General features: G+C 52.4%; 29 protein-coding genes. 12 read left to right on the top strand and 17 right to left on the bottom strand.

All coding sequences use genetic code 11. The features are described 5' to 3' along the window. Nucleotides 1-7 precede the first annotated feature (7 nt). Complete coding sequence (gene pepF, locus GZ1_RS13120; RefSeq protein WP_060788650.1) at nucleotides 8-1,831, top strand: oligoendopeptidase F; 1,824 nt, start codon at nucleotides 8-10, stop codon at nucleotides 1,829-1,831. Between the two features lie 13 nt (nucleotides 1,832-1,844). On the opposite strand, the gene GZ1_RS13115 is transcribed toward pepF, so the two are convergent. The 5 genes from GZ1_RS13115 to GZ1_RS13095 form a co-directional block, all read right to left on the bottom strand. Further along, the gene (locus GZ1_RS13115; RefSeq protein WP_015374161.1) at nucleotides 1,845-2,042 is read right to left on the bottom strand and encodes a hypothetical protein; all 198 of its coding nucleotides are present in this window, start codon (nucleotides 2,040-2,042) and stop codon (nucleotides 1,845-1,847) included. Nucleotides 2,043-2,467: 425 nt separating this feature from the next. After that, nucleotides 2,468-3,361: a ClpXP adapter protein SpxH gene (gene spxH / locus GZ1_RS13110; RefSeq protein ID WP_015374162.1), complete on the bottom strand. Its 894-nt coding sequence runs from the start codon at nucleotides 3,359-3,361 to the stop codon at nucleotides 2,468-2,470. Then, entirely contained in the window at nucleotides 3,354-3,767 is a 414-nt protein-coding gene (locus GZ1_RS13105) for a globin domain-containing protein (protein WP_015374163.1), read from the bottom strand. The genes spxH and GZ1_RS13105 overlap by 8 nt, the downstream gene beginning before the upstream one ends. A 102-nt stretch (nucleotides 3,768-3,869) precedes the next feature. Beyond that, the gene (locus GZ1_RS13100) at nucleotides 3,870-4,493 is read right to left on the bottom strand and encodes a lytic transglycosylase domain-containing protein (protein ID WP_015374164.1); all 624 of its coding nucleotides are present in this window, start codon (nucleotides 4,491-4,493) and stop codon (nucleotides 3,870-3,872) included. Further along, on the bottom strand, nucleotides 4,490-5,083 hold the full coding sequence (locus GZ1_RS13095) for a CYTH domain-containing protein (protein ID WP_011230328.1): 594 nt from the start codon (nucleotides 5,081-5,083) through the stop codon (nucleotides 4,490-4,492). The genes GZ1_RS13100 and GZ1_RS13095 overlap by 4 nt, the downstream gene beginning before the upstream one ends. Before the next feature lie 135 nt (nucleotides 5,084-5,218). Here GZ1_RS13095 and GZ1_RS13090 point away from each other — a divergent pair, with 135 nt between their 5' ends. From GZ1_RS13090 to GZ1_RS13075, 4 genes are all read left to right on the top strand, one after another. Continuing rightward, nucleotides 5,219-5,596 (top strand): UPF0738 family protein, encoded by a 378-nt coding sequence (locus tag GZ1_RS13090; RefSeq protein ID WP_060788649.1) that lies wholly within the window; start codon nucleotides 5,219-5,221, stop codon nucleotides 5,594-5,596. 128 nt (nucleotides 5,597-5,724) lie between these two features. Then, nucleotides 5,725-6,363, top strand: a complete 639-nt coding sequence (yjbM, locus tag GZ1_RS13085; protein WP_011230330.1) for a GTP diphosphokinase — start codon at nucleotides 5,725-5,727, stop codon at nucleotides 6,361-6,363. After that, complete coding sequence (locus GZ1_RS13080) at nucleotides 6,360-7,175, top strand: NAD kinase (protein ID WP_011230331.1); 816 nt, start codon at nucleotides 6,360-6,362, stop codon at nucleotides 7,173-7,175. The genes yjbM and GZ1_RS13080 overlap by 4 nt, the downstream gene beginning before the upstream one ends. Nucleotides 7,176-7,331: 156 nt before the next feature. Continuing rightward, entirely contained in the window at nucleotides 7,332-8,243 is a 912-nt protein-coding gene (locus GZ1_RS13075; protein ID WP_015374166.1) for an RluA family pseudouridine synthase, read from the top strand. On the opposite strand, the gene prpE is transcribed toward GZ1_RS13075, so the two are convergent. Together prpE and GZ1_RS13065 are read right to left on the bottom strand one after the other, a co-directional pair. Further along, nucleotides 8,240-8,977 (bottom strand): bis(5'-nucleosyl)-tetraphosphatase PrpE, encoded by a 738-nt coding sequence (gene prpE, locus GZ1_RS13070; RefSeq protein ID WP_015374167.1) that lies wholly within the window; start codon nucleotides 8,975-8,977, stop codon nucleotides 8,240-8,242. The genes GZ1_RS13075 and prpE overlap by 4 nt on opposite strands. A 206-nt stretch (nucleotides 8,978-9,183) precedes the next feature. Continuing rightward, nucleotides 9,184-10,359, bottom strand: coding sequence for an FtsW/RodA/SpoVE family cell cycle protein (locus GZ1_RS13065; protein ID WP_060788648.1), 1,176 nt, complete (start codon nucleotides 10,357-10,359; stop codon nucleotides 9,184-9,186). Nucleotides 10,360-10,557: 198 nt separating this feature from the next. Between GZ1_RS13065 and fabI the strand changes: the two genes are divergently transcribed. Together fabI and GZ1_RS13055 are read left to right on the top strand one after the other, a co-directional pair. Next, on the top strand, nucleotides 10,558-11,334 hold the full coding sequence (gene fabI, locus GZ1_RS13060) for an enoyl-ACP reductase FabI (protein WP_015374168.1): 777 nt from the start codon (nucleotides 10,558-10,560) through the stop codon (nucleotides 11,332-11,334). A 119-nt stretch (nucleotides 11,335-11,453) separates the two neighbouring features. Further along, the gene (locus tag GZ1_RS13055; RefSeq protein WP_011230336.1) at nucleotides 11,454-11,864 is read left to right on the top strand and encodes a CotO family spore coat protein; all 411 of its coding nucleotides are present in this window, start codon (nucleotides 11,454-11,456) and stop codon (nucleotides 11,862-11,864) included. A gap of 155 nt (nucleotides 11,865-12,019) precedes the next feature. On the opposite strand, the gene GZ1_RS13050 is transcribed toward GZ1_RS13055, so the two are convergent. From GZ1_RS13050 to GZ1_RS13015, 8 genes are all read right to left on the bottom strand, one after another. Then, complete coding sequence (locus tag GZ1_RS13050; RefSeq protein ID WP_060788647.1) at nucleotides 12,020-13,591, bottom strand: glycosyltransferase family 4 protein; 1,572 nt, start codon at nucleotides 13,589-13,591, stop codon at nucleotides 12,020-12,022. A 2-nt stretch (nucleotides 13,592-13,593) separates the two neighbouring features. Then, entirely contained in the window at nucleotides 13,594-14,688 is a 1,095-nt protein-coding gene (locus tag GZ1_RS13045; RefSeq protein ID WP_060788646.1) for a CotS family spore coat protein, read from the bottom strand. 255 nt (nucleotides 14,689-14,943) lie between these two features. Continuing rightward, nucleotides 14,944-16,098: a glycosyltransferase family 4 protein gene (locus GZ1_RS13040; RefSeq protein ID WP_060788645.1), complete on the bottom strand. Its 1,155-nt coding sequence runs from the start codon at nucleotides 16,096-16,098 to the stop codon at nucleotides 14,944-14,946. 384 nt (nucleotides 16,099-16,482) lie between these two features. Continuing rightward, the gene (locus GZ1_RS13035) at nucleotides 16,483-17,454 is read right to left on the bottom strand and encodes an NAD-dependent epimerase/dehydratase family protein (RefSeq protein ID WP_060788644.1); all 972 of its coding nucleotides are present in this window, start codon (nucleotides 17,452-17,454) and stop codon (nucleotides 16,483-16,485) included. Next, a complete protein-coding gene (locus GZ1_RS13030; RefSeq protein WP_060788643.1) occupies nucleotides 17,451-18,734 on the bottom strand; it encodes a UDP-glucose dehydrogenase family protein in 1,284 nt (427 codons plus the stop codon). Before GZ1_RS13030 ends, GZ1_RS13035 begins: the two co-directional genes overlap by 4 nt. 276 nt (nucleotides 18,735-19,010) lie before the next feature. Continuing rightward, nucleotides 19,011-20,090 (bottom strand): glycosyltransferase, encoded by a 1,080-nt coding sequence (locus tag GZ1_RS13025; RefSeq protein WP_060788642.1) that lies wholly within the window; start codon nucleotides 20,088-20,090, stop codon nucleotides 19,011-19,013. A 6-nt stretch (nucleotides 20,091-20,096) separates the two neighbouring features. Continuing rightward, nucleotides 20,097-21,092 carry an aminoglycoside phosphotransferase family protein gene (locus tag GZ1_RS13020; protein WP_060788641.1) on the bottom strand — a complete coding sequence of 332 codons (996 nt, stop codon included), beginning with the start codon at nucleotides 21,090-21,092 and terminating at the stop codon, nucleotides 20,097-20,099. Between the two features lie 161 nt (nucleotides 21,093-21,253). After that, nucleotides 21,254-21,556 carry a hypothetical protein gene (locus tag GZ1_RS13015; protein WP_015374176.1) on the bottom strand — a complete coding sequence of 101 codons (303 nt, stop codon included), beginning with the start codon at nucleotides 21,554-21,556 and terminating at the stop codon, nucleotides 21,254-21,256. 178 nt (nucleotides 21,557-21,734) lie between these two features. Between GZ1_RS13015 and GZ1_RS13010 the strand changes: the two genes are divergently transcribed. Both GZ1_RS13010 and GZ1_RS18390 read left to right on the top strand, forming a co-directional pair. Beyond that, on the top strand, nucleotides 21,735-22,085 hold the full coding sequence (locus GZ1_RS13010) for a DUF1360 domain-containing protein (protein WP_013523186.1): 351 nt from the start codon (nucleotides 21,735-21,737) through the stop codon (nucleotides 22,083-22,085). Between the two features lie 23 nt (nucleotides 22,086-22,108). Continuing rightward, entirely contained in the window at nucleotides 22,109-22,519 is a 411-nt protein-coding gene (locus tag GZ1_RS18390; RefSeq protein ID WP_015374177.1) for a hypothetical protein, read from the top strand. On the opposite strand, the gene GZ1_RS13005 is transcribed toward GZ1_RS18390, so the two are convergent. Continuing rightward, complete coding sequence (locus tag GZ1_RS13005; RefSeq protein WP_060788640.1) at nucleotides 22,407-23,171, bottom strand: hypothetical protein; 765 nt, start codon at nucleotides 23,169-23,171, stop codon at nucleotides 22,407-22,409. The two genes, GZ1_RS18390 and GZ1_RS13005, sit on opposite strands and share 113 nt — an antisense overlap. A gap of 101 nt (nucleotides 23,172-23,272) precedes the next feature. Then, on the bottom strand, nucleotides 23,273-23,992 hold the full coding sequence (locus GZ1_RS13000) for a BMQ_0737 family morphogenetic spore coat protein (RefSeq protein ID WP_060788639.1): 720 nt from the start codon (nucleotides 23,990-23,992) through the stop codon (nucleotides 23,273-23,275). A gap of 155 nt (nucleotides 23,993-24,147) precedes the next feature. Here GZ1_RS13000 and GZ1_RS12995 point away from each other — a divergent pair, with 155 nt between their 5' ends. From GZ1_RS12995 to GZ1_RS12985, 3 genes are all read left to right on the top strand, one after another. Next, the gene (locus GZ1_RS12995) at nucleotides 24,148-24,483 is read left to right on the top strand and encodes a hypothetical protein (RefSeq protein WP_060788638.1); all 336 of its coding nucleotides are present in this window, start codon (nucleotides 24,148-24,150) and stop codon (nucleotides 24,481-24,483) included. A 382-nt stretch (nucleotides 24,484-24,865) separates the two neighbouring features. Then, nucleotides 24,866-25,096 carry a hypothetical protein gene (locus tag GZ1_RS12990; RefSeq protein WP_011230350.1) on the top strand — a complete coding sequence of 77 codons (231 nt, stop codon included), beginning with the start codon at nucleotides 24,866-24,868 and terminating at the stop codon, nucleotides 25,094-25,096. Nucleotides 25,097-25,123: 27 nt separating this feature from the next. Further along, nucleotides 25,124-25,327 carry a hypothetical protein gene (locus tag GZ1_RS12985; protein ID WP_013523190.1) on the top strand — a complete coding sequence of 68 codons (204 nt, stop codon included), beginning with the start codon at nucleotides 25,124-25,126 and terminating at the stop codon, nucleotides 25,325-25,327. Nucleotides 25,328-25,558: the final 231 nt, after the last annotated feature.

Below are 25,558 nucleotides of genomic sequence, written 5' to 3'. Positions count from 1 at the left end.
AGGAATGATGACGGTGGAGGAAAAGAAAGCGAAAAAGTCGCTGCCGCTGCGAAGCGAGATTCCGGTGGAAGAAACGTGGCGGCTTGAGGACATTTTTCCCACCGATGACGCCTGGGAAGAAGAGTTCAAACAAGTGAAGGCGATGATTCCAAAGCTTGGCGAATACAAAGGGCGGCTTGGCGAATCGCCGGAAGTGTTGTATGAAGCGCTGAAATGCCAAGATGACGTATCGATGCGCCTCGGCAAGCTGTATACATACGCCCATATGCGCTATGATCAAGATACGACCAACTCGTTTTACCAAGGGCTCGACGCCCGGGCGAAAAGCTTGTACAGCGAAGCATCGAGCGCGATGGCGTTTATCGTGCCGGAAATTTTGGCGATCGATGAAGCGGTGCTGCGCTCGTTTTTGGAACAATACGAGCCGCTTCGCTTGTATGCGCACGCGTTAGACGAAATTACGCGCCAGCGCCCGCACGTGCTGTCGGCGGAAGAGGAGGCGATCTTGGCGCAGGCAGCCGAGGTGATGCAGGCGACATCCGACACGTTCAGCGCGTTGAACAACGCTGATTTGACGTTTCCGACGATCATCGATGAAAACGGCGAGGAAGTCGAAGTCACGCACGGCCGGTTCATCCGCTTTTTAGAAAGCACGGACCGCCGCGTCCGCCGCGATGCGTTTTACGCCGTATACCATACGTATGAGAAGTTTCAAAATACGTTCGCCAATACGCTTGCCGGCACGGTGAAAAAAGACAACTTTTTCGCCCGCATCCGCCGCTACCGTTCGGCGCGGGAAGCGGCGTTGGATGCGAACAACATTCCGGAGAGCGTCTATGACAACTTAATTGCTACGATTCATGAACATTTGCCATTGCTGCACCGGTATGTGCGGCTGCGCAAACGAGTGCTTGGGCTTGATGAGCTGCATATGTACGACTTGTACACGCCGCTTGTGCAAGAAGTGAAAATGGAAGTGACGTACGAGGAAGCGAAGCAATATATGCTTGAAGGGCTCGCGCCGCTTGGCGAGGAATATGTGGCGATCGTAAAAGAGGGGCTTGACAACCGTTGGGTCGATGTGCGCGAAAACAAAGGAAAGCGAAGTGGCGCCTATTCGTCGGGAGCGTACGGCACCCATCCGTACATTTTGCTCAACTGGCAGGACAATGTGAACAATTTGTTTACACTTGTGCATGAATTTGGCCATTCGGTGCACAGCTACTATACGCGCAAAACGCAGCCGTATCCGTATGCGCATTATTCAATTTTCGTCGCCGAAGTGGCGTCGACGTGCAATGAGGCGCTGTTGAACGACTATTTGCTGAGAACGATCGATGATGAGAAAAAGCGGCTCTATTTGCTCAACCATTATCTTGAGGGGTTCCGCGGCACGGTTTTTCGCCAGACGATGTTCGCGGAGTTTGAGCATTTGATCCATTTGAAGGCGCAACAAGGCGAGGCATTGACGGCCGAGACGTTGACGTCCCTTTATTACGACTTAAATAAAACGTATTTTGGCGATGATATTGTCGTGGACAAAGAAATCGGCCTCGAGTGGGCGCGCATTCCGCATTTTTATTACAACTACTACGTGTACCAATACGCAACCGGCTTCAGCGCGGCGACTGCACTTAGCAAACAAATTTTGGAAGAAGGCGAACCGGCGGTGAGACGGTACATCGACTTTTTAAAAGCCGGCAGTTCTGATTACCCGATTGAAGTATTGAAAAAAGCCGGCGTCGACATGACGAGCGCCGAGCCGATCCGCCAAGCGTGCCAAGTGTTTGCGGAGAAGCTTGATGAGATGGAGCGGCTGCTTGAGAAATGAAACGAATGCGGCGCTACAGCCGCATTCGTTTGGACGGAAATCCACGAAACTGATGGCGGCGGTTCCATGTCGCCACCAACCCAAGCAAGGAGAGAAACAAAAGCGGCATGGTCGCCCAAAGCGGAAGGAGCTGCATAAGGCCCAACAAATTCAGAATAAAGGCGGCAGCGGATGCCGCCGCCCAAAGGGATAAGACGATGCGCTGCTTCATGGCGATGGCCACCTCTTCCCATTTGCTTTAGTTGATGGCTCTTCACCACAACATGTACTTGACAAGCAATACGGTTTCCTGCACAAAGATGTGCAAAAATCACTGATTTGTTGATTTTCCCTCACAAGCGTAAATAGGGTATGTTCAGAAAAAATCAAGTACAACTTTTGGTGAAGAGCCTAGTTGATTATATGCTGTTTGTCTGCCTGATCATGACGCAGGGCGAATTATGACAATAATGTGAACAAACGAGCAAACGGGTTGCCAATTTGGTTGGACGTTTGGTAAGATAAAAACGTGAACGGAAGACAAAACCTGATACCCCTTTGTTTGACCGTGAACAATTTCTCCCATCCCCTTTGTTGTCTTGGCAACAAGAAAAAGCCCGGCGTCAGCCGGGCTTTTTCTTGCGCCCATCCCTGCTTTTAGGGACGGGAATCATCGATATAGCGCCAAAATGTTCCGTGTTTGACGGGCACCCGCTCCACTTTTTGCTTTAGCTGCAACTTTTTCATTTCCGTTTCCGCTTCTTGGATCGTCCAGTTGTACACAACGGCAACTTCCTTTGTGGCGACGAATTTAAAATGGCTTAAAAATGATTCCAGCGGAGGAGGAGAGGACGGTTCAGGATGGAAGCCGAGCATTTCAGCGATCAATTCGACGTAGATGTCGTACGGATAGCATCCGGAAATTTTAATGCCTTCGTCTTCAATGTTTTCATTAAACAACACAAGCGTCGGAATTTCGTCGACGTCCATTTCCGATGTGATTTTTAAATCGCATTGGAACGCTTTCGCCGCTCCCGGCGAGTGCATGTCGCGCAAAAATTCATCGACATCCAAGCCCGCTTTGACGGCGCATTCGGCGAGCACCGACAAATCGGCGACATTTTGTTTTTCGAGAAAGAGCTGTTCTTGCAGCTTGCGCAAAAAGCGAAGGCCAGCCCGCTTTCCTTGCATTTCCGCCGCTTTAATGGCGAGCGATGGGGCGAACGGGCTCGAAATCGGGTTTTCGAGCCAAACGCTGCCGTCGCATGACATGCCGGTGCGGTTCGCCGCCCACTCCCACGCTTTCGCCATTGCCTCCGGTTTCGTTCCTTTGCGCGCGTTCCATGTCGCCCATGTTCCGCTCAATATGTGCCTTAAGGTAAAAAAACGGCCGTATTCGATCGTCAGTTTTTTGATGACTGGTTCAAGCCCCCAGCATTCCGGGCATAAAGGATCGATAAACAAATACAGCTCGAGCGGTTTGTTCGTGTTGCCTAGCGGCTGGGAAGGGTAGCAAGTTGATGTCGTCTTCCCAGCAAACTTCTCACTCAAGGGTATGCTCCTTTCTGTCCAGATGATCTGGGGTATTGACCATATGATGGGCGGTGAGTACGAGCCGGTGATAAAACTGTTCGCGCGCCGGCCCGGACAAGCCGATTTCCTCCATGGCTGCCCGCATGCAGGCAAGCCACGCTTCCGCCCGCTTCGGCGTGATTTCAAAGCGGAGATGGCGCGCCCTCAGCATGGGGTGTCCATGCTCTGCCGTGTAAAGAGGGGGGCCGCCTAAATATTGTGTTAAAAACTGTTTTTGCTTGCGGGCGGTTTCCGTCAAATCGTCAGGGAAAATGGGCCGCAAGTCCGGATGCGCGGCCACGCGACGGTAAAATGCTTCGACAAGTTTCGCAACCGTCTCCTCTCCGCCGATCGCCTCATAAAGAGTTTGCCATTGTTCACCCATCGCGGATGCTCCTTTTGTTTGAAAATCATTCGTTGTCGTTTGATTGCTATTTTATCAACAGCACGCATGGATCTCAAACAAAGTGACTCGAGCGCCGCTCGTTTATGTGCGGTAGCTTTTCAACACGCGTTCGACATACGCCCGCGTTTCGGCAAATGGCGGCACGCCCCCATAGCGGTCGACGTGCCCGGGCCCGGCGTTGTAGGCGGCTAAGGCGAGAGTGATATTGCCGCTGTACCGGTCAAGGAGCTGGCGCAAATATTTTACGCCGCCGTCGATGTTTTGCGCCGGATCAAGCGGGTTGTGGACGCCGAGCATTTTTGCCGTGCTTGGCATGAGCTGCATGAGTCCAAGCGCTCCAGCCGGGCTTTTCGCATCGGGACGGAAATTTGACTCATGGCGAATGACGGCGCGGATGAGCTGCGGGTCAACATCGTATTTTTCCGCTGCCGCCGCGATGAAAGCATCGATGGAAGAAGATGAGTTGGTTGCAGCACCCGCTTCATGTTCGAGCGGGGCGCTGCGATGGCCGGCGGGCGCCGGGGGCTGACCGCTTAGGGCAGCTTGAGGCGCCTCGGCAGAAGATTCCTCACCGCGGCTGAGAGATTCGGCAAGCAAGCTTGAAAACAAGGATGGCACCGGCGATGGCAACAGGCTGGAGCGTCCGGGTGAGAACGCATTGAGCGCCTGCCATTCGATGAGCAGCTTTAATGGCGAAACGGTCATCGTCTTTCCTCCATTTCTTTCATGCGGGCGTAAAAGCGGGCGATTTTGTTTGGCGCCGGGCGGCGCGGGATGCCGAGCGCCTCAAGCAGGCGCAAAAACCGCTTTTCACCCGCTTCCACGTGATCCACTTCATATTCAAGTTCGTAATCTTCGCTTTGCAAGTAACAGTTATGGTCAAGGCATAGCGTGCCGCCTTCATGCGGCCATTCGGCTCGGTCGGTGACAAGGGAGCCAAAGCAGCGCACCTCGTGTGGGTTGATGCCCAGTTCTGCAAGCAAATCGGCGATCGCCCCGCGCGGCGCCGCTATACCAGCAAGCAACGCTTCCGCTTCAGACAGCGAAAGCGGCTCATGGATTTCCAAAATGGTCCCGTCCGCCCGCGTTTGTTTCAGCGTCAAGGTCAGGCGTCCCTCTTTCGCTCGGATGCGCAGCGCTGCCGCTCGTTCTTTCAGGGCGAATGACGGGGTGTCAAAGTAATGGTTTTCCTGGCGGAAGAAAGCGCCATCATCAAGGCGGAAGGCGGCGCGGACGGCAGCAAACTCCGCTGCTGTTAACAAGTTTTTTAATTCGATTTCGATTTCTTGATGCATCGTGAATCCCCTTCAGACAGGATAGTCGTCTCCCTCTATTATCAGCTGTTTTCCGGCGAATATCAATTATTTCGCCTGTATAGGGTGAATATGGTAAAATAAAGGGCGGATGGTTGATGCGGAAGGAGAGAAAACATGAACGAAAAATGGATCGTCGAGCGGGCGGAGCGGGAAGGCGGCCGGCTTTGGCTGTATGTCAATGATGCTCCGGTTCCGCTTGCCCGCGTAACGCCGAAACGCCATATGCTTGTCGACTCGGATGCGTTGGCGTTTGCGTACATTTTGGAAACCGATAACCGCTTTCTATATGTCATGATTCCGAAGCCGTGGTGGCCTGAGCTAAAGGCGGCGCTTGACGCCAAGGAGCCGGTCTGGCTTCGATGTGGAGAGAGGACGCTTGAGCTTGAACAGTTTCACGATGAACTGTCTTATTTGCTTGAAAATATTCGCGGCAACGCCAACTATGGCGAGGCGCTTGAACAGGCGGTGCAAGACGTGTTTTTTGAGCCATAAGCCGGGGGGTTCCCTTTCCGGCGCGTTAGGATCGGGAGCGGCCCGGTGAATTCGACAGATGAGCGGTTCCATCGAGCAGCAAGAGACGTAAGCCGCGGGAGATCGAAAACATGTAGGCAGGTGGTACGATGGTCAACCATTGGGATTTGTTTTTAGCCCCGTATAAGCAGGCGGTTGAGGAGCTGAAAGTGAAGCTAAGGGGCATTCGCGCCCAATTCGAGATGATTGAAGCGCACTCGCCGATTGAGTTTGTCACCGGACGGGTGAAGCCAGTTGCCAGCATTTTGGATAAGGCGCAAAAGAAAAACATCCCGCTCGACCGTCTCGAGGAAGAGATGCAAGATATTGCGGGGCTGCGCATCATGTGCCAGTTTGTCGATGACATTAAGACCGTCGTCGAGCTATTGCGCCAGCGCAACGATTTTACGATTGTCGAAGAACGCGATTACATCACGCAAAAAAAAGAGAGCGGCTACCGCTCGTACCATGTCGTCATCCGCTATCCAGTGCAGACGATCCGCGGTGAAAAAAACATCTTGGCGGAGATTCAAATTCGAACGTTGGCGATGAACTTTTGGGCGACGATTGAGCATTCGTTGAACTATAAGTACAGCGGGCGTTTCCCCGAAGATATCAAAGTTCGGTTGCAGCGCGCCGCGGAGGCGGCCTATCGCCTCGATGAGGAGATGTCGAAAATCCGCTTTGAAATTCAAGAAGCGCAGGCTGCTTTTTCTCGAAAACAAGAAGCAAAAGGAGAAGGGCAATGAAACGGACGGACGCGCCGCTCGTGTTCGCCATCACGTCCAAAGGCGACGACATATCAAACGCTCTGGCGCAAAAAATGAAAACGTATTTGCTTGACTTTGACTTGCGTTACGATGAAGAGGAACCTGATCTCGTCATTTCGGTTGGCGGTGATGGAACGCTGTTGTATGCGTTCCATCGCTATTGCCATCGGTTGGACAAGACGGCGTTTGTCGGAGTCCATACTGGCCATCTCGGCTTTTACGCGGACTGGGTGCCGGAGGAACTCGAAAAGCTCGTCATCGCCATCGCTAAGACGCCGTACCAAGTGGTCGAATACCCGCTCCTTGAGGTGACGATCCGCTATCTCAACGGCGGAAGCGAGGCAAAGTATTTAGCGCTCAATGAATGCACAGTCAAGTGCGTCAGCGGGACGCTCGTGATGGATGTCGAGATTCGCGGCGACTTGTTTGAGCGGTTCCGCGGCGACGGGTTGTGCATTTCGACGCCGACCGGCAGCACGGCTTACAATAAAGCGCTCGGTGGCGCGATTTTGCATCCTTCGCTTGAGGCGATTCAAGTGACCGAGATGGCGTCGATCAACAACCGCGTGTTTCGGACAATCGGTTCGCCGCTCGTGCTGCCGGCGCACCATACGTGTTTACTCAAGCCGGTCAACCACGTCGATTTTCAAATTACGATCGACCATTTGTCACTGTTGCATAAAGAAGTGAAGTCGATTCAATGCCGGGTGGCCGATGAAAAGGTGCGTTTCGCCCGCTTTCGGCCGTTTCCGTTTTGGCGGCGGGTGCGCGACTCGTTTATCGCCGACTGAGGGAAAGCCCGCCTCCTTGGTTAGGCAACGCTTCCTGTTTGCGGCGAGGTGATGGTCTTTTGGCGCGGATGCCGATTCCGTTTTCGCGGCGCCAAAGAAAAGTGGATGGAACACGATGAGCAAGACGGAGATTTTTGATCAGAAAGGTGACGAACATTGCCGCCGTTTACCATGACCTTTTCCATCGATGAACAGCACGACGGAAAGCTGCTGCGCCAGTTTTTGCAAGAGAACGGCATTTCGCGGACGGCGCTTACCGATATTAAATTCCATGGCGGGGCGCTGTTGGTTGACGGTCGGCCCGTCACCGTCCGCCATGTGCTGCGCGCCGGCGAGACGCTGTCGGTTGTCTTTCCGCCGGAGCGGACAAGCGATTGGATGGACGCAGAAGCGATGCCGCTTGACATTCTGTATGAAGACGATTACGTCCTTGTTGTCAACAAACCAGCGGGATTGGCGACGATTCCGTCGCGCCACCACCCGGGCGGGACGCTCGCCAATGGCTTGCTTCACCATTATCGAAAGCAGCAGCTCGACTCGACCGTCCATATCGTCACCCGGCTTGACCGCGACACGTCCGGGCTCGTGCTCGTCGCCAAGCACCGCCACGTTCATCATTTGTTGTCGGCATTGCAGCAAAAAGGGCACGTTGTGCGCACGTATGAGGCCATTTGCCATGGCGTCATCGTCGAGGATGAAGGGACGATTGACGCCCCCATCGGCCGCCAAAGCGACAGCATCATTGCCCGCGAAGTGCGGGAAGACGGGAAGTCGGCTGTCACTCATTTTCGTGTACTTGAGCGGCTTTATGGCTATACATACGTTTCGCTCCGGCTGGAGACGGGGCGCACGCACCAAATCCGCGTTCATTTGGCTTATCTCGGCCACCCGCTCGCCGGCGATGAACTGTACGGCGGGAGCCGGGAGATGATCGGCCGCCAGGCGCTTCATAGCCGGCAGCTGTCGTTTTTTCACCCGTTTGCCGGGCGCTGGTATACATGTTCCGCCCCGCTTCCTGACGATATGGAACTCCTCCTCGAGGCAACGCGCAGACGGTGCGCTGATTAGGAGAACGTGCGGAATTTTTCCGGGACGAACGGCATCGAGGAAGGAACGGATACCGTTTCCATTTCCGGATAGCGCAAGGCGGTCAGCGCACCGCCGAATACGCAGCCGGTGTCGATGTTGACCGTCCGCCCGACAAACCGCGGTTTTTCGACCGGCGTGTGGCCGTATACAACCCATGCGCTGCCGTGATACCGTTTCGCCCAGTCGCGGCGCACCGGCGTCCCGTCCGGGTTCGTTTCGCCGGTGATGTCCCCATACAGGACGAACGTCTTGACTTTTTTGTCCGTCCGCCCGATATAGTCGTGACGGATGCCGGCGTGGGCGATGACAAGGCGCCCCTCATCGAGCACCGCATACAGCGGCGCCTGTTCATACAGGCGGATGAACTTGCGGCGGATCATCTCTTGTTCGCTTGGAGGCAAGGCGCGATATTCCGCGACCGTCGTCTCAAGCCCGTGGGCGATTTGCACGTTTCGTCCTAAAAAAAAGCGGTACAGCTTATTGCAATGGTTGCCTGGCACGTAGTAAGCCAAATTTCGCTCAACAAGGGCGCAGACGATCTCGATCATGTTCAGCGATTCAGGACCGCGGTCGGTCAAATCGCCGACGAAGCCGAGCTTTCGTCCGTCGGGATGAATCGGCACCCCTTCGTCCCAATGGTAGCCGAGTGTTTCCGTCAATGCGGCGAATTCACGGAAGCAGCCATGAATGTCGCCGATGATGTCCACTTGCATCGAATGTGCTCCTTTCTCGCCATAGTGGTTGTACTACCAGTATGTCCGTTCAGTCAGGAAAAGAAAAGATGCGGCGGTTTTGCCCGTCTCATCGCGGCTTTTGCGGGGGCAACGCCCAAACGGCGGAGCCCGCGGCCAGGAAACAAAGAAGTGGAGTTGAGCTTGATGGCGACAAAAAACGCCGCCTGCGGACACAGCAAGCGGCTTTATTCATCGCTCGAGAACATAAACTTCCGCGTTCGCGAATGAACGTTTAAGACGAGGCCGATCGCCAGCATATAAGTCGCCAGCGAGCTTCCTCCATAGCTGATGAACGGAAGCGGCAACCCCGTGATCGGCAAAAGTCCAATCGTCATGCCAATGTTTTGGAACACTTGGAACGTAATCATGCCCGCGACGCCGGCACATAAATAGCTGCCGTATAAATCGTTGCTCTCCAAGGCAATATGGATCATGCGATAAATGAGCAGGAAAAAGAGAGACACGACGATGCTTGAGCCGACAAATCCGAACTGTTCGGCAATAACCCCGAAAATAAAGTCGGTATGCGCCTCAGGCAAGTACACTTGTAAATTGCCGAGCCCCTTCCCGTACAGCTCCCCCGAGCCGATGGCCATCAACGAACGGATGAGCTGAAACCCTTGGTCGGTCGAATATTCATACGGTGCGAGCCATCCGTAAAACCGGTTTAATTGGTAATCTTCTTCAATGATATATTTATGAAAAAAGTCCGGAAAATAAAAGTATATGAATACAATGGATGCCACGGCCGCCACTCCGGAAAAGACGATGCCGAAAATGATGCGCCAGCGGATGCCGGAAACGAGCACCAAGGTGGCGGTGATGGCCATAAACACCATCGACATGCCCATGTCCGGCTGCTTGGCGAGCAAAATAAGCGGCGGCAAGACGGTCAAAGCGATTTTGCCAAGCAATTTAAAATCATCGCTGATCGTCGGTTCGGGATATTTTTCCCGATGGTTGACGATGATGCGACTTAGGACGATGATCATAAAAATTTTCATCAGCTCGGATGGCTGAAAGTTGCCTCCAGGTAGATGATACCAGCTCGTCGCCCCCTTAATGGTTACGGATCCTGGGACGTTCAATTCCAGCCCAAGCAACAGCAACATCCCGAATCCATACAAATACCAAGCGATTTGAAACAGCCGATCATAGTCAATGATCATCGTCAAGGCGATCACGACAGCGCCGATGGCGTACCATTGCAGCTGTTTCGAAGCGAAGTTGACGTTTTGCAGTTTCTCCGGCAGCATCGGTTCTGCGCTATGGATGGCGATGGCGCTGACGACCGCCATCAAGAATAAAAGGAACAGCATATGGTAATCCAGCTTCGATTTGGAAAAACGATCATGATCCATGGAACGATCCTCTCCATTCAAATGTGCCATATACCATATTAGCGAATCGCGCCGGTTTTGCAAAGTGGGAAAAACCGCCGCCAGCATGAAGGAATCGGAAGGCAAAAGGGAAGCGTGCATTTACATCGCCCGCCGCATCGCCTATAATAGAATTAACACCTGGTGCTAAGAATAAATGATAATTGGGAGGATGAACGAATGGTCTTATCGTTGGAAGGACGTACATATGTCGTGATGGGGGTGGCGAACAAACGAAGCATCGCCTGGGGCATCGCTCGTTCGCTTCACGCTGCCGGCGCTCGGTTGGTGTTTACGTATGCCGGAGAGCGGTTTGAAAAAGAGGTGCGGGCGCTTGTGGATACGCTTGGGGACGAACGTTCGCTTCTGCTGCCATGCGATGTGGCAAAAGATGAAGACATCGTTCAATGTTTTGCGCAAATCAAACAACAAGTCGGCGTCATCCATGGCGTCGCTCATTGCATCGCCTACGCCAATAAAGAAGACTTGAGCGGGGAATATATGAACGTCAGCCGCGAAGGCTTTTTGCTCGCCCACAATATCAGCGCATATTCGCTCACCGCGGTTGCGCGCGAGGCGAAAGAGCTGATGACGGAAGGCGGCAGCATCGTCACCCTCACGTACTTAGGCGGCGAGCGCGTCGTGCAAAACTACAACATTATGGGTGTGGCGAAAGCGTCGCTTGATGCGAGCGTGAAATATTTGGCGAACGATTTAGGCAAATACGGCATCCGCGTCAATGCCATTTCCGCTGGACCGATTCGCACACTGTCGGCCAAAGGGGTGAGCGATTTCAACTCGATTTTAAAGCAAATCGAAGAACGCGCTCCGCTCCGCCGGACGACGACCCAAGAAGAAGTCGGCGATGCGGCGCTGTTTTTGTTCAGCGACTTGTCGCGCGGCATCACCGGGGAAATTATTCACGTCGACTCGGGATACCACATTTTAGGATATTAAAAACGTGCGAGCAGCCGTTCCTGTTGATGGAGCGGCTGTTTTTTGCTTGACTTGGGCAATTATTGAGATCACGGGCATACATATATAAGGTAAGGCAAGCATGGAAAAGGGGGATCGACGTGCGGAAACAAAACGTTGTGGAGACGGAGCCGTTGCTTTACATTGTGCAGCCAAAAGCGATGCGGGCGGCGGCGCATATGCAAGAAACGTTTATGTGGACTAGCCGAACGCAACAGGAAGAGGAAGGAAATTCCAACGATGAACGAGGCGGCGAGGAGGAACCGACTGAATTTTTTGCCAAAAAAGAATTCCAAGCGATGGCGCTCGACGAGCGGCTGGCCTTTTTGGCGGAGCTGCCCGGCCATTTGCCGCCGCTGAAATGCCAATTTGTCATGAAGGATAAGAGCTATGAAGGCATATTAAAGAAGTGCACGGCGACCGAGTTGACGATCGCCGATGAACAGGGAAACGAAACGGTCATCGGGCGCGCGCAGCTTCTCGCGGTGACGATGATCGGGTTTGTGCAGTAACGCATTTCCTTGCGTTGAAACGCATCTTTGCCTGAATGCGTTGCGGCGCCAGGAAAGGATGATGAGGGTTTGTTTCCTTCATTTGCTGTGGGAGTGTATTCTCATTTTTATTTTGGATGTCCGTCATTTTCTTCGTTGGCGATTTTCGATTCGTGTTAGTGTGAGCTTGCAATCGTAAAATGTTTGGTGTCATGTTTCGCTTGAGCCAATTTGCGGTTCAAATGCGTTTTAGGCGACGCGTCCAGCGTTTGTTGGTTGCCGCTTGCAATGGTAAAAGGTTTTATGTGGCGGCCGGTTTGGGGCTGTTTAGGAGCTGGGGCGCTTTTCGCGAGTTCAGTTCGCTCTGCCGCAGCTTCTTTTTGTTTGGCTGTTTGTTGATGGTCTTCCATTGATATGGCACGCTCTTTTTTGGTTTTTCCCTTTTTCGTTTTGTCGGATGACGCTGCCGCGTTCTTTTTCGAGTGGACTTTTTCTTTTGCATCCGCTTTAGGGGTTGGCCGGTTCAGTTGTTCTGTTGCATCTTCTTTCAGCGGTTCTATTGTCATGCCGGCTGCTTGTTCTTCACTCACTACAGCTTGTTCTGTTTTCTCCGCCTGCTCCCAAACTTCCAATAACTCGGAAGCGACTCGCTCCCAATGATAGATCGAAATCGCAAGCTGCCGGCCTTTTTCTCCCATTCTTCTCATCAATGATTGATCCGATAATATTTGGGCAATCTTGTTGGCAAAATCACTTGGGTCCTCCGGATTTTCTACGATAAGGCCGTTTTCATTGGCGAAAATGACTTCCGGATTGCCGCCTCTCGCGGTCGTTACGATCGGAAGGCCTGCTGCCATGGCCTCATAGTGGACGCGCGCCAACGGTTCCTGCCATTGCGAGGTGCATACAAACAAATCAGCCGCCGCAAACCAATTTTGGATTTCATTCGGTGGGACAAAGCCTGTCGTGACAACGGGGACAGGCATTCGTTTCGCCAGTGCTCTTACATATGCGACATAATCAGTCATGTCATTTTCGCTAAACCAGTTGCTCCCGACAATCACCAGGGCTAAGTTTTTAAATTTTTTTGCCAGCTCCGGCAATGCTAGAATGAGTTTATCGACCCCTTTATTGCGAGACAGCCTTCCGGCGAACAAAATGACCGTTTTGTTTTCCAACCCATGCGCCCGCCGAATGTCGTTGCGTATTTTCTGCATTTTTGGATGATTTCCCGGCAAAAATCGTTCGCTGTCTACTCCAGAATAAATCGTGCGCAATTTTGGCGATGCCTGCGGATATAGACTGCGGATGACATTGCCAATATAATCGCTCACTGTTACGATGTAGGCCACTTCTGCGATGGCCGCCGTTGCTTCTTCTGGATCGATTTTTTCCGGTTGAAACATATCATTGTGCATACTTAACGTCATTTTGGCGTCGGGCGCTGCCTGCCGGATGGGCAGAACAAGGCGGGGGCGGTTAAAGATATGGATGAGATCGAACTCGTTCGCTTCCACATAACGAACAACGTTTTCCCGGTATATTTCAAATACTTTGCCCGGTACGCGCACGTAATGAACCCCGTTGATCGTTTCCTCTTCGGGTAGCGATGAATCGCTGATGCCCAAAATGGTGATATCATGGAAGCGGCTTACATGTGGGAGAATGCCGGCAATATACGTTTGGATCGCCCCGCCGAGCACAGGGGGAACGGGGAGTTTTTCTGTGCAAACCATCAAAATCCTCATATTTATCCCACTCCTTTCCAGTCATTTTCGATTTCTGCCAATACAGGCCACTTTGACTGGTCGGTTTCGACAATCGTTTGAATTAACTGTGCTGTTTGTTCATTGAGAAAAATTTCCGGTTCATAGACGACTTCTTTCATATTTTTATAAAATTCGTTTGGCATGGCCAAGTCAATCATCAAAAGCTCGTATAATTCAGGTGTGATTGGATTTGCTTTGTGGTACGCTAGAATCATTTCCCGCACCCATGTTGCATCCCATTTGTATAAATCCGCCATTGTGCCGCTAATGAGTTTTCGTAAATCACGAATCGGAAGGTCAAAGGCAACTCCGTCGAGATCAATAATCCACATTCCGTCCGCGCCCATTTGGCCGTTGGACCAACCGTAGTCTTGGTGAACCAACCCCCAATGAGCCGTTCCTTGCTTGACGAATTCAACATAGCTGGATTGCAGGAATCGTTCCATGCCTTTTCGCGCCTGTTCTTCAAATCGGTCAACTACCTCTAATAATGGTGGGCTTGCCGGCATTTCAGGGTAGTATTTGGCAATGTTCCGAAACCAGCTCATTTTCGTAATCATTTTTTCATAGTTTTTTGGCCATTTGGTTAGCCGCGAAGCCATTTCCGCCTGTTTTGGGGGGACATACCCTTTGCTTAGCCGATGGAATTCACCAAGGGCATAACAAAGCTTTCTTGCTCCTTCCAAATCCTTTGCAACTGGCGTCAACGGTTCAATCCATTCCGCCACAAACCATAGTTTTCCTCCTGCCTCGACATAACTTTTTCCATCCTTTGTTTTTACAATTGGCGGCACTCTTGCCTTGCGCACTTCCACTAAATATTCTTGTGCTCCTAGGCTGAATAGGCTCCTTGTCGGCCTCCGGTGCAGCAGCTTCAAACTTTTCGGGCCTGATTTCGTTTCGAGCTTCCAAATCGCTCCTCCCTTGTCCGGTTTTGTCGTAACGATTTGCATGTTTTGAACGGATAAATCGTAGTTTTTCAGCACTTCCTCTGCCAGCTGGATGATATACTCAGGGATAAAAAATTCATGGGTCGTTTCATCGACGAGCCATGGTTCAATAACGATGTCTTTCATGCTATCCCTCCTGTCAGGTATTTGGGAATGGACGAAGTGAAATATGTGTGATTGCTACTAGGATATGTATGGAGAACGAAATTGGACTGGGTAAGCTCATTAAATAGAGGATATTTCCCGAAGCCTCTGCAGTTTGACGAACTGGGGGGCGGCGAAAGTGTGACGAGTGGGGATCCATGCACAAGGAGCGGCATGGTTGATTTCATCGGAGAAAGAGAAAAAGGCTGTCCCGAAACCATTTCTCTTAGACAGCCCTTATTGGTTTGGGGAAAGAGAGGAACATGCTTCGATATAAACCGTTTCAAACCGCTTGGCCACATGGTGAAATTGAAATTGCTGTTCAACGAGCGTTCTTGCCTTTTTCGCCATGGTTTCCGCTTCATGTTTGTTCACAAGCATGTAATCAATCGCTTCAAAAAAAGCGTGCGGGTTTTGGTAGTCATCGATGACAAAGCCGGTTTCGCCGTGGCGGACGATTTCGGTGTTGCCGCCGCGGTTGGTTGTCACGACCGGAATGCCGGCGGCCATCGCTTCGTAATGAACGCGGGCGAGCGGCTCGTGCCATTGCGAGCTGCATACAAACACATCGGCCATTAAGAGCAGTTTGGGGATATGACTGTGCGGAACGTAATTCGTAAACAGAACGCGATCGGCCATCGGCGCCGCGAGCTCATGAAGCCAGTCGATGTATTCGCTTCGGCCGGTGTCGCCGAACCATTTTCCGCCGACGATGACAAGCGCTGCCTCGGGATGGCGGATCAAAAGGGATGGCAGGCATTGAATCAGCAAATGCGGTCCTTTTGTTTTGCTGAGTCGGCCGAGAAAGAGAACGACTTTTTTATCGGTGAGTCCGTACGCTTCGCGTTCCGCTTGGCGGATGCGCCTGCCTTCTTCCGTCCAGACGGGGATGTATTGGGAAGCATCGACTCCGGAATAAACGACTTTTACTTTCTGAGGATCGATTGGGTAACGGTTTGTCACCGTCCGTTTGATGTATTCACTGACGGCGGTCAGCAAGGTGCAGGCGTCTAGCGCCCGCTTCGCCTGTTCTGCTGTAATTTTCAGCGGGGAAAACATGTCGTTATGCAGGCTTAGCACAAAGGCGCTTTGCGGAGCCGCCGCTTGGTAATCGATGAGCGGAACAGGACGATTGAAGACGTGAACGACATCAAAGTTGTATGCGGCCAGCGCACGTGCCACATCCGTTTCATACGTGGCTTTTGGAAAACGGATGTAGTGGATGTCTCCGTCTGTCTCTTCAGGCGGCAACAGCGGGTCAGTGATCGAAAAAATAGTCAGTTCGTGGCGGCGGGCGATCAATGGAGCAATCCCATCGATCATCATTTGAATGGCCCCGCCCCGCACTGCTGGGGCGGGCAGCTTTTCCGTGCAGACATAGGCGATTTTCATCCTATTTCGCGCAGGAGACTCCCACTTCAACGACCAAAGGGAGTAAGTGGGAGAGGAATGCGCGTTCCCCCTTTCTTTTGTGTATGATAGAATAAAGGCATGGAGAAAACCGTTAAATAAAGGCACTCCAATAAACTGCTGCTCGATGGATGGAGTTGGTTGCAGGAAACGTTGCAACCGTCAAACATCGAGCGTAGATCCGTCTGTTGTGTATGGAAGCCAAGTACTGCCAACAGACACACCGAGAGAATCGGTAACGATGCAGGCATGACCTGCGTCGTTGGGCAGTCGTCAACCTGCCCCTGATGCAACCCCAAGTCAAGGAAGGAGGACGAAGTCCGCTCGCACTTCTGGGGAGTTGCAAGCCCCCACTTCAAGCGTTAGTTAAGTGGGGGTAGTTGACGAATGCTCACCCTCATACAGCGAACGGATGTATTCAATCTCTTTTTGCAGGCCGTCCTCAAGCGTTACAACCGGCTTGTACCCAAGCAGCCGCTCCGCTTTTGTCAAGTCGGCCCATGTTTGTTTCGGCTCTCCGCGGGCGGCGGGGGTATACTGAATGATCGCTTGTTTTCCCGTCAGCTTTTCAAGCAGCCGGATCACCTCATTGACCGATGTTCGTTCTTTTCCGCCGATATTGATCGTTTCTCCAATGACGCCATCCCGCTCGATTGCGGCGATTGTTCCATCAACGCAGTCAGAAATATAGGTGAAATCGCGCGATTGTGTTCCGTCGCCGAACACAATGAGCGGTTGTCCAGCGAGCAGCTGGCGGATGAAGCGGTGAAACGACATGTCCGGGCGCTGGCGCGGGCCGTAGACGGTGAAATAGCGCAAAATGACGATCGGTACGGCGAACTCGCGAAAATAGACGCGGCATAAATGTTCGCCGGTGAGCTTCGTAATGCCATATGGGGAGAGCGGGGCCGGTTCAAGCGTTTCCGACAACGGGCCGCTCCGCTCGCCGTAGACGGATGAGGTCGAAGCGTAGATGAACCGTTTGAGCGGCCGGTCTTTGCATGCCTCAAGCAACCGCTGGGTAGCGGAAATGTTGTGTGCAGCATAGGCGGCAAACTCCGTCCCCCAGCTCGTTCGCACACCGGGCATGCCGGCTAAGTGGTAGACCGCTTCGACGTTTTGCAGCAAGGACGGCAAATCGGCTGTCAACAAATCCAGCTCAAGAAAGGTAAACCGTGGATGAGACTGCAAATGGGCAATGTTCTTCGCTTTTAGCGGCGCCGGCGTCGGTCCGAGAAAGCCGTCGACGCCAATCACATGATGCTCGTCGTTTTCCAGCAGTTTTTCGCATAAATGGGAGCCGATAAATCCGGCCGCACCGGTGACGAGAATGTTCACGGGCGCCCCACCCCCATGTAGCGCAAACCGCTTTGTTCGACTGCATGGCGATCCAAACAGTTTCGACCGTCAAACACGAGCGTCCCATTCATCGCCGCTTTCACTTGCCCCCAGTCAAGCGTGCGGAATTCGTCCCAATCGGTGGCGATGACCAAGCCATCCGCCCCTTGGATCGCTTCGTGCACCGACTGGACTTGTGTGACGCGGGTGAGCGGCTCCGAGAGCGTTGCCTTCGGGTCGTAGGCGGCAACCGTACAGCCGTTTTCACTCAATCGGCGGATGAGCGCTTCAGCGGGGGAAAAACGCGTATCGTCTGTATTCGGCTTGAAGGAGATGCCAAGCACGGCGATCTTTTTGTCCGTCAATGGGGCAAGTTGCTCATTGAGTTTTTGGAAGCAAACGTCAAGCTGGGTGGCGTTGATGGTCTGCACCGCCTTCAGCAAATGCGGCTCCACTTGGCGCGAGCGCGCCGCATGTTCGAGCGCTTTGATATCTTTTGGAAAGCAAGATCCTCCATAGCCGAGGCCGGCCCGCAAAAAATGCGGGCCGATGCGCGGGTCGAGGCCGATCCCGCGGGCGATGTCATTGACATCGACGGCAAACGCGTCACAGATGCGCGCCATTTCGTTAATAAAGGAAATTTTGGTCGCCAAAAACGCGTTGGCGGCGTATTTGATCAGTTCCGCGCCGGTCAGGCTTGTTGTGAGGTAAGGGGCATTGATGCCGGCATACACCGCCTGCATGACGGCAAGCGATTGGTCATCATCCGGTTCGAGTCCGACGACGATTTTGTCTGGGTGAAACATATCGTAGACAGCCGACCCTTCCCGCAAAAACTCTGGGTTGGATACGATGCGGAACAACTGCGGTTTCACTCCTTTGCGGATGAGCTCGGCACACATCCATTCATTCGTCCCCGGAGGGACGGTGCTTTTCGTGACGATCGTTTTGTACGATTTGATCGTTGTTGCCAAGCGGTCGAGCACCGCTTCAATATAGCGCAAGTCGGTGCCGCCGTCGGGCCGCGGCGGGGTGCCGACACAAATGACAACGACGGTCGCCCGTTTGATATCATCCCAGCGGCCGCTGAACGTCAAATAATTATCATTTTTGGCAATCAATTCTTCGAGCCCTGGCTCATAAAACGGAACTTCCCCGTTATTGAGCAGGCGGATTTTCCGTTCATCATGATCAATGCAATGCACTTCATGCCCAAGTTCAGCAAGGACGGCAGCGGTGGTTAGTCCGACGTAGCCAGCGCCAATGATGCAAATGTTCATCCTAATAGGCCTCCTTCGTGAAATCTCCGGCTTTTATAGCGTATTAACGGACAAGTGTGGTTTGCTACATGGCAAGCGCCTAAAACGCTGGAAATGGTGCGGTCTATTTTCGGCGGACAACCTTTCTGCTGTTTGGAAAGGAAAGGGGAAGAATTAAGCAACAAAGGGGGTGTCCCAAAAGGATCGGGACACCCTCTTTCGTCTCTATATATACGTACTGACCGCTTCTTCCGCACTATATTTTGTGTCTATCCTGAAGGCAGACAGCCTTTTGGGTCAGCCCCTTTTGATGAACTCATCATACAACCGCTCCTGCACCTTGATTTGTTTCGTGATATCAAACCGCTGTTCAATCACTTTGCGCGCTTTTTTCGTGAAGGATGGAATTCGTTCCGGATGTTCCAGAAAAAAGCGAATGCCGTTCGCTAGCTCAAGATCGTCTCTTTCTGGTGCGAGATAGCCGGTGCGTTTGTGTTCGATCAATTCGGGGATGCCGGCGTGATTCGTTGAGACGACCGGCAGCCCGCTTGCCATCGCCTCTTTCAACACGTTGGGGATGCCTTCGATGTCTCCATCAGAAGCGGTCTCGCTCGCCAAGCAAAATAGATGGGCGCGTTCCATTTCGCGGGCGATTGAAGCGGCATCCATGGCACCCAGCAGGTCGACAAACGGATCGAGCTTCAGCTCGCTGACAAGCCGGCGGATGTTTTCTTCCTCTTTGCCGCTGCCGATGATGCGGAGGCGGCAGCGCGGATGAACTGCATGCACGCGCCAAAAGGCGCGCACGAGCGTTAAAAAGCCTTTTTTCTCGACGAGCCGGCCGATCGAGAGAATGATGATGTCTCCGTTTGCAGGAATCGTCCGTTCCCGGTACGGAAATAAATCGAGCTCGATGCCGCCGTAGAGAACTTGAATTTTTTTCGGCGGAAAGCCTAGTGTAGTCAGTTCATTGGCAAGGTAGCGGCAGACAGGAAGAAAGAGCGCCCCATGCTGTTTGAGCAAATTGTACCGTTTTTGATTGCGCCGCAAACTTTGATGCTTCGCCGATCCATCGCGGCCGCGGATGCTGACGACAAGCGGAATGCGATGGGCGATGCAAAGCGGAAGAATTTCGACGGCATGCTTTCCATGGTGAGCGTGAATGGCGACAATATTTTGTTCTTTGGCGAAGCGGCCGAAATCGTCGATGTCGTTGAGGCGGTAATAGTTGATGAGAGGAAACGGATGGCTGCCGTCATCAGCGAATGACCCGATCATGATCGGGCGGTATTTTTTTAAATGAACCATTTGGTTGTAAATAAAACGTTGATTGATTTTCATTTTTTCATGAAGAAAGTGGGCGATCGTTTGTTTCATTTTTCTCTATCCCTCGCTTTTGAAAAAATCGGACAAGAATGCGAATTTTTTTGTTTCCTGTTCGGCGAGGCGGATGAGCAAGTCCAAGGACGATGGGCTGTGCAACGCTTGCTTTTGTTTTTCACGGCCGACCGCTTCGCTGTAAAACACGTGAGGAAACATAGCATCAGCGACATAGACGCTCTTGTACGGAGCGTACAGCGGGCAAATGGAGAAATAAAGGTCAAATAGCAGCTTCGTTCGCTTTACCGCATCGTTTTTCGGGTTTTTCATCAATGAAACAAGCAGAAAGCGAAAATCATCAAGCGGGAGGCCATAGTAGGCGCGGTCAAAGTCGATCATGATGACTTCGTGGTTTTCCGCCAATAAAAGGTTGTTGCTGTTGTAATCCCCGTGGCAAATGGCCTTTCGTTCTTTCGCTGTGCGGCAAAAATCAGCTAGATTGCTTTTTTCAAGCCATGCATAACTTTGATTCGCGATTCCAGCCATCTGTTCCATTATATGAGAAAGAGTGTCACCATGATCGATGGCCTTTGCCTGCTCCTCTAACTGTGCTGCTTTTTGCCGATGTGCGCTCAGCACGTCTTTTGGCTCCGGAAACGATGAAGGGCAGGGGCCGATCCAATCGGCAAACAGACTGTGAGCATGAAAGCGGGCGAGCCCTTCGATCCGTTGTTGGAAAGAGGGCTTCGTTCCGCTTGGGACGATGTAGTCCATCAAATAGTAGTAATGGCCTTTTCGGTGGATGTAATATTGGTCTGTTTTCGTTTGGAAGATTTTTGGGACATGAAATCCTTCTTGGTACAGCTTGGAATGAAGCAAAATCGGAAAATTCGTTTTGTCTTCGCTCAGCCGTTTCAGCACGTACCGTTCCCTCGTTTTTTTGTTTTGCACAAGCCATACTTTTTTTTCTTTCAGTTCCTTCATGATATCGACTTCAGTTCCAGTCAGGTCGTAAGGGCTTAAAATGTCAAACAACAAGCGAGATCGTTTCGAAGCCAAGATCAGTTCCTCCTAGCATCCATTGTCGATTGGTAAAAGTGTATGTAATACGAGAAGAGAATGTATAGACAAGCGCACTAGTCAATGAGAAAACGGCGCCGCCAAAAAAATAAGCGCCGGCCGCGTTGGTTGGCGTCAGCCGGCTGTGCTTTCTTTCTTGGTTATTCTTCCTCGTCATCCGAATCAGCGGATGAAGCCGGCCGCATGGAAACAGGGAGATCGATTGCGGTGATCGCGGCCGCATCGATCGCAAGGGAGCGCCCCCCGTCTTTATAAAAGCGGTCAACCAATAGCGAGACGCTGTTCGTCCGCGGCTCGAAGCCGAGAAAAAGCGCATTGTAATGCGTCTCGTTGGTGGTGTGCACGTTAACCTCAGTGTTGAGTGGAAGCGCGGCCAGCTGTTCGTAAAGAGCACGGGGAAGGCGGGGTCGGGTTGGGCGTCGGTTGAAAAAGACATGGTACATCGCGTCGCCTCCTTTCTTGTCCCTTGTGTTAAAAACCTATACTTCATCATATGATTGGCTTAGGAGAGCGTTTGGGCAAACGTCCGCGTCAAAGAGAATTCACTGGCTGCCAAGTTGGAACGACGGAGAGGTAATCGGTTTTTTAGCGGTCATGACCGACGGAAAGGGGGAGAGGAGCATGGACGATCCATTTTCATTTGTCCTTCTTTGTTTAGCCAGCTTTCGCCTGACACGGCTGATTGTATATGATGCGATCACCGCCTGGATTCGCCGTCCCTTTCACGAATGGACGGAGCAGGAACTTCCAGACGGAAGCAAACAAGTGTTTCTTTCTTTCAAGGGAGGCGGGCTGCGTCGCTGGTTTGGCGAATTGCTGAGCTGCTACTGGTGCACGGGGATCTGGTGTGCGGCGTTTTGTTATACTGGCCTAATGCTTTGGCCGAATGTTTTTGAGCCGCTCATTATGCTTCTAGCGATTGCCGGCGGGGCGGCGATCATGGAGACGATCGTCAGTAAATGGCTGTCGTAAGGAGAAAGGCGGCTATTGAGATCATGACACAGCCAATGAGGGATGCCGGCGGGCGTCGTTTTGGTCAAAAAATGGACAGCGAACCGCTGATGCTGGTTGGGCAACGTTCGCTGAAGGAATGGCTGGCGGTGTGGATGGAAGTCGTCAAGCCGTCGTCAGCCGGTGATGCCAAAACAGCAGCGCAGCTTGTCGGGATGACGTTGATGGAAGGAAACGTCCAACTCCTATTGTTTGAAATAGGAAATAGCGGAGCCGGCCCAAAACGGCCGGCCCAAACAGCAGGTGCGCCGCTGGCCGGCATGAAGGCGGAAAACGAGCGGGTCACCATTGAATGGCAATATGGTTGGCGGCAGGAACGCCCTTTGGCAGTTCTGCGCAATACACGAATCCATCAACCGTCAATGAGCGGGCATTGCTGGACGGGGGAACAGTGATTTCAAACTGGGAAAAGCGCCGCTCCTCGCCTGGTTCAAGCGGGGCGTCATAAAGCGGGGCAAGCCAGTATTCCCCGCTTTGCCGCACTTTTTCCCGCCAGTTTTCTTGGGTGAACGTCCAGCTTTCCGCGCTATTGGAGATCAGCGCTTCCTGCTCGGCCCGTCCGCTGTTTGGCAAAACAATTTTCCCGCTGAGCACCGCTGTTTTTGGAGGCGAAAGGCGGAGACAGACAATCAAATGGTGAAGCGGCGCTGTTCCGTGATTGCGAATGATGAAATCGCCGATGATGGTCAGCTCTTCCTCGTCAAGATGCGTCGGAATGACGACAGAGTAGTGAAACAACGACGACACGGCGGCAGCTCGTTCAAACGCTGGTGTCTGTGCTTCTTTGGAGATGTTGGATCGCGTTTCTTCGAGTGCAATTTCACACAACAGAAGTTGGCGTTCCAAGGCGGCGATTTTTTTCTTATACGTTTCAACGTTGACGGTTTCTGCTTCGCGGAACTTTTCTTTCCAATAGGCGCTGCGCATTTTTTCTTTGGCCAGCTCGGCTTCCAGCTGTTGCACTTGTTGCCGGCATGAGGCCGCTTCCGACCGGTAGTGGATGATTTGTTGCTGCAGACGGAGATGTTGGTCGTTTTTGTTTTTCATATTGTTTCCACCCCTTCCATTCTCATCTTATGTATCCATTGCGGGTGCATGCCATATAAAAAAGGCTGTTGTTGGAACAACAGCCTGAACGGTGCAGGACGCTACATGGCCGGGAATACGTCCGGGCATTGCGGCGGGAATTTGGTTGTCGGGCAAAGCACGGCTTCGGCCAATTCTTCGCGCGGTTGGCAGAAACGAGCTTCGACTTCGATTTTGACATCAGCTTCCACTTGGACTTCAAGGCATAAGGTGATGGAAACATCAAGTTGTGCAAAGTTGTCTGTGCAGACTAGGCTCGTGTCGCATTCGAAGAACGAAATATGGCAGTTGAGCTGCGTGCCTTCTGGGGCGCACAAGATGAACGTTTGTGCGGTAGCGAACGGAATTGGTTTCGATTGGCAAATGACCGTGCCGGCTGGGCTGACAATTTGCACGACGACATGCCCTTTGATGAGCGCTTTGACTTTTTGCAACGTCACCGTTTCCCCAGAAGGAAGGGTGACGTTTACGGACTGCCGGCCGTTTGGCTGCGTAATTTCCTGGCAAATCAAGGCGTCCTGGTCAACGACTGAGTCGATCGGATTGCCTTCAGCATCTGTCAGGAAGCAACGGATTGTCAAGTGTTGCGGGTTTGTATGTTGCGCTCCCAAAAAGTCGCAAATCGTTCCTTCCCGCCGGCAGTGATCCAGCGGGAAAAGTGCTTCCAAATCCTCGCCGCTGAAGCTGCGCAATGGCACATCGACTTGGCGCGTCACCCAGTCGTAAATTTTGCGCGTTCTGATGCATACTCTTTCTGTATCGCGACGGTGATGATGACTCATTTTTCTTCGTTCCTCCTATCGTTCAGTTGTTCCCCAACGCTTGGTGGTTTGGGACTACTGTATACTATGGAACGGATTAGGTAAATGTGTTGGGACAGATGCGGATTTTTGGTTGGTGGGCGCAGCCAGCGATGAATCAAAGGGGGAGATGTCGAATGATGAAAAATAAACATGGGGCGATGAACGAAAAGAGAAGGAGCACGGGTGAACAGCGGCTTGCTGAGCGAATGGCGGAACTGGAGCGCCGTCTGAAAGAGGTGGAAGCCGAAAACATTGTGTTAAAGGAGCTGGCTTACCAAAGCGCCAAGCGCTACGAGCAGCTCAAACAGCTGGAGAAGGAAAATGACGAGCTCCGCCGCCAGCTGCTGCAATCGCCATGGAGCGAAAAAACGGGCAAGGCAGATGAGGACGAACGGCCGGACAGCTGGTTTTTCCGCATACTGAGGCAAGAAAATGCCATCATGCCACACCCGGAGCGAAACGAAAAATGAGAGGCACCCTTGGCTCGCCAAGCCATACAATAGCAGTAGCCGCTCGCTTTTTCTCTCGCCGTTAGACATTGTTTGTTTTTATGCCGTTTCGATTAGAGACGAATCGTACGGAAATGGACTTGAACATAAATTGGTTGATCGGCGAGGGCTACACTTTTTCGGGATGGAGGGATGAGAAATGAAGAAGCCAACTCCGTCGAAACCGGTGACAAGGGTGCTTTCTTCGACAACGCAGCCTGTGCGGCGTCCGAGCGGATGCGGATGCGGTCGGCCAGCCGTCATCAAGAAGAAATAACGGAAATCTGTGAGAGATGCCTATACTTCGCTTCGCCTCCTTGCATAGTCTAACAGTGCAACTAGGCGAAAGGAAGGGGGGAAGGGCATGTCGGATCGGAAAAAAGCGAAAGTGATTCATGTCGATAAATTGATCATTCATGCCGATGACATCGTCATTATGCCGCGCGGCCGCATCCGCGATCCGTGGTTGTTCCCGCACCGCGATGATACGGAAATGGAAGCCGTTGAAGATGTGCGGGACCGGGATAAGGAAGAACATGGTGAAGGAGGCCATGATCGAAACGAAGGAGAACGGAGACCGTTCTCGTGGATCTAGCCATAAAGCAAATGGGGGACGCAAACGGTGGAGCGTTTTAAAAATTACGGGCTTTGGCTGGCAATCGGATCGTTTGCCGTGATTGCGCTTGAGACATTCGGCGTCGACATTGATCTTGGCAAATATGAACAACTGTACCATGCCTTCTTAAGCATTTTGGTGATGGCCGGCATTTTAAACAACCCGTCGCTTGGCCGCGGTTATTCCGATAAAGTTGATAACAAGTCGTAAACCGCATGGGCGCCTGCAGAAGGCGCCCTTTTCGTGTGCGCCCGGCATGGGTGCAGTCTATAGGGTGAAAGTCCCGAACTGCGAAGGCAGAAGTAGCAGTTAGCTTAACGCAAGGGTGTCTGCGGCGACGCAGAATCTGAAGGAAGCGGGCGGCAAACTTCCGGTCTGAGGAACACGAACTTCATAGGAGGCTGGGTATCATTGGGTGAGTTTGCACGACAAAACGAAGCC

It is taken from the genome of Geobacillus zalihae NBRC 101842, from assembly GCF_001544135.1.
Taxonomy (GTDB): Bacteria; Bacillota; Bacilli; order Bacillales; family Anoxybacillaceae; genus Geobacillus; species Geobacillus zalihae.
This window is presented reverse-complemented; position numbering and strand designations above follow the sequence as displayed.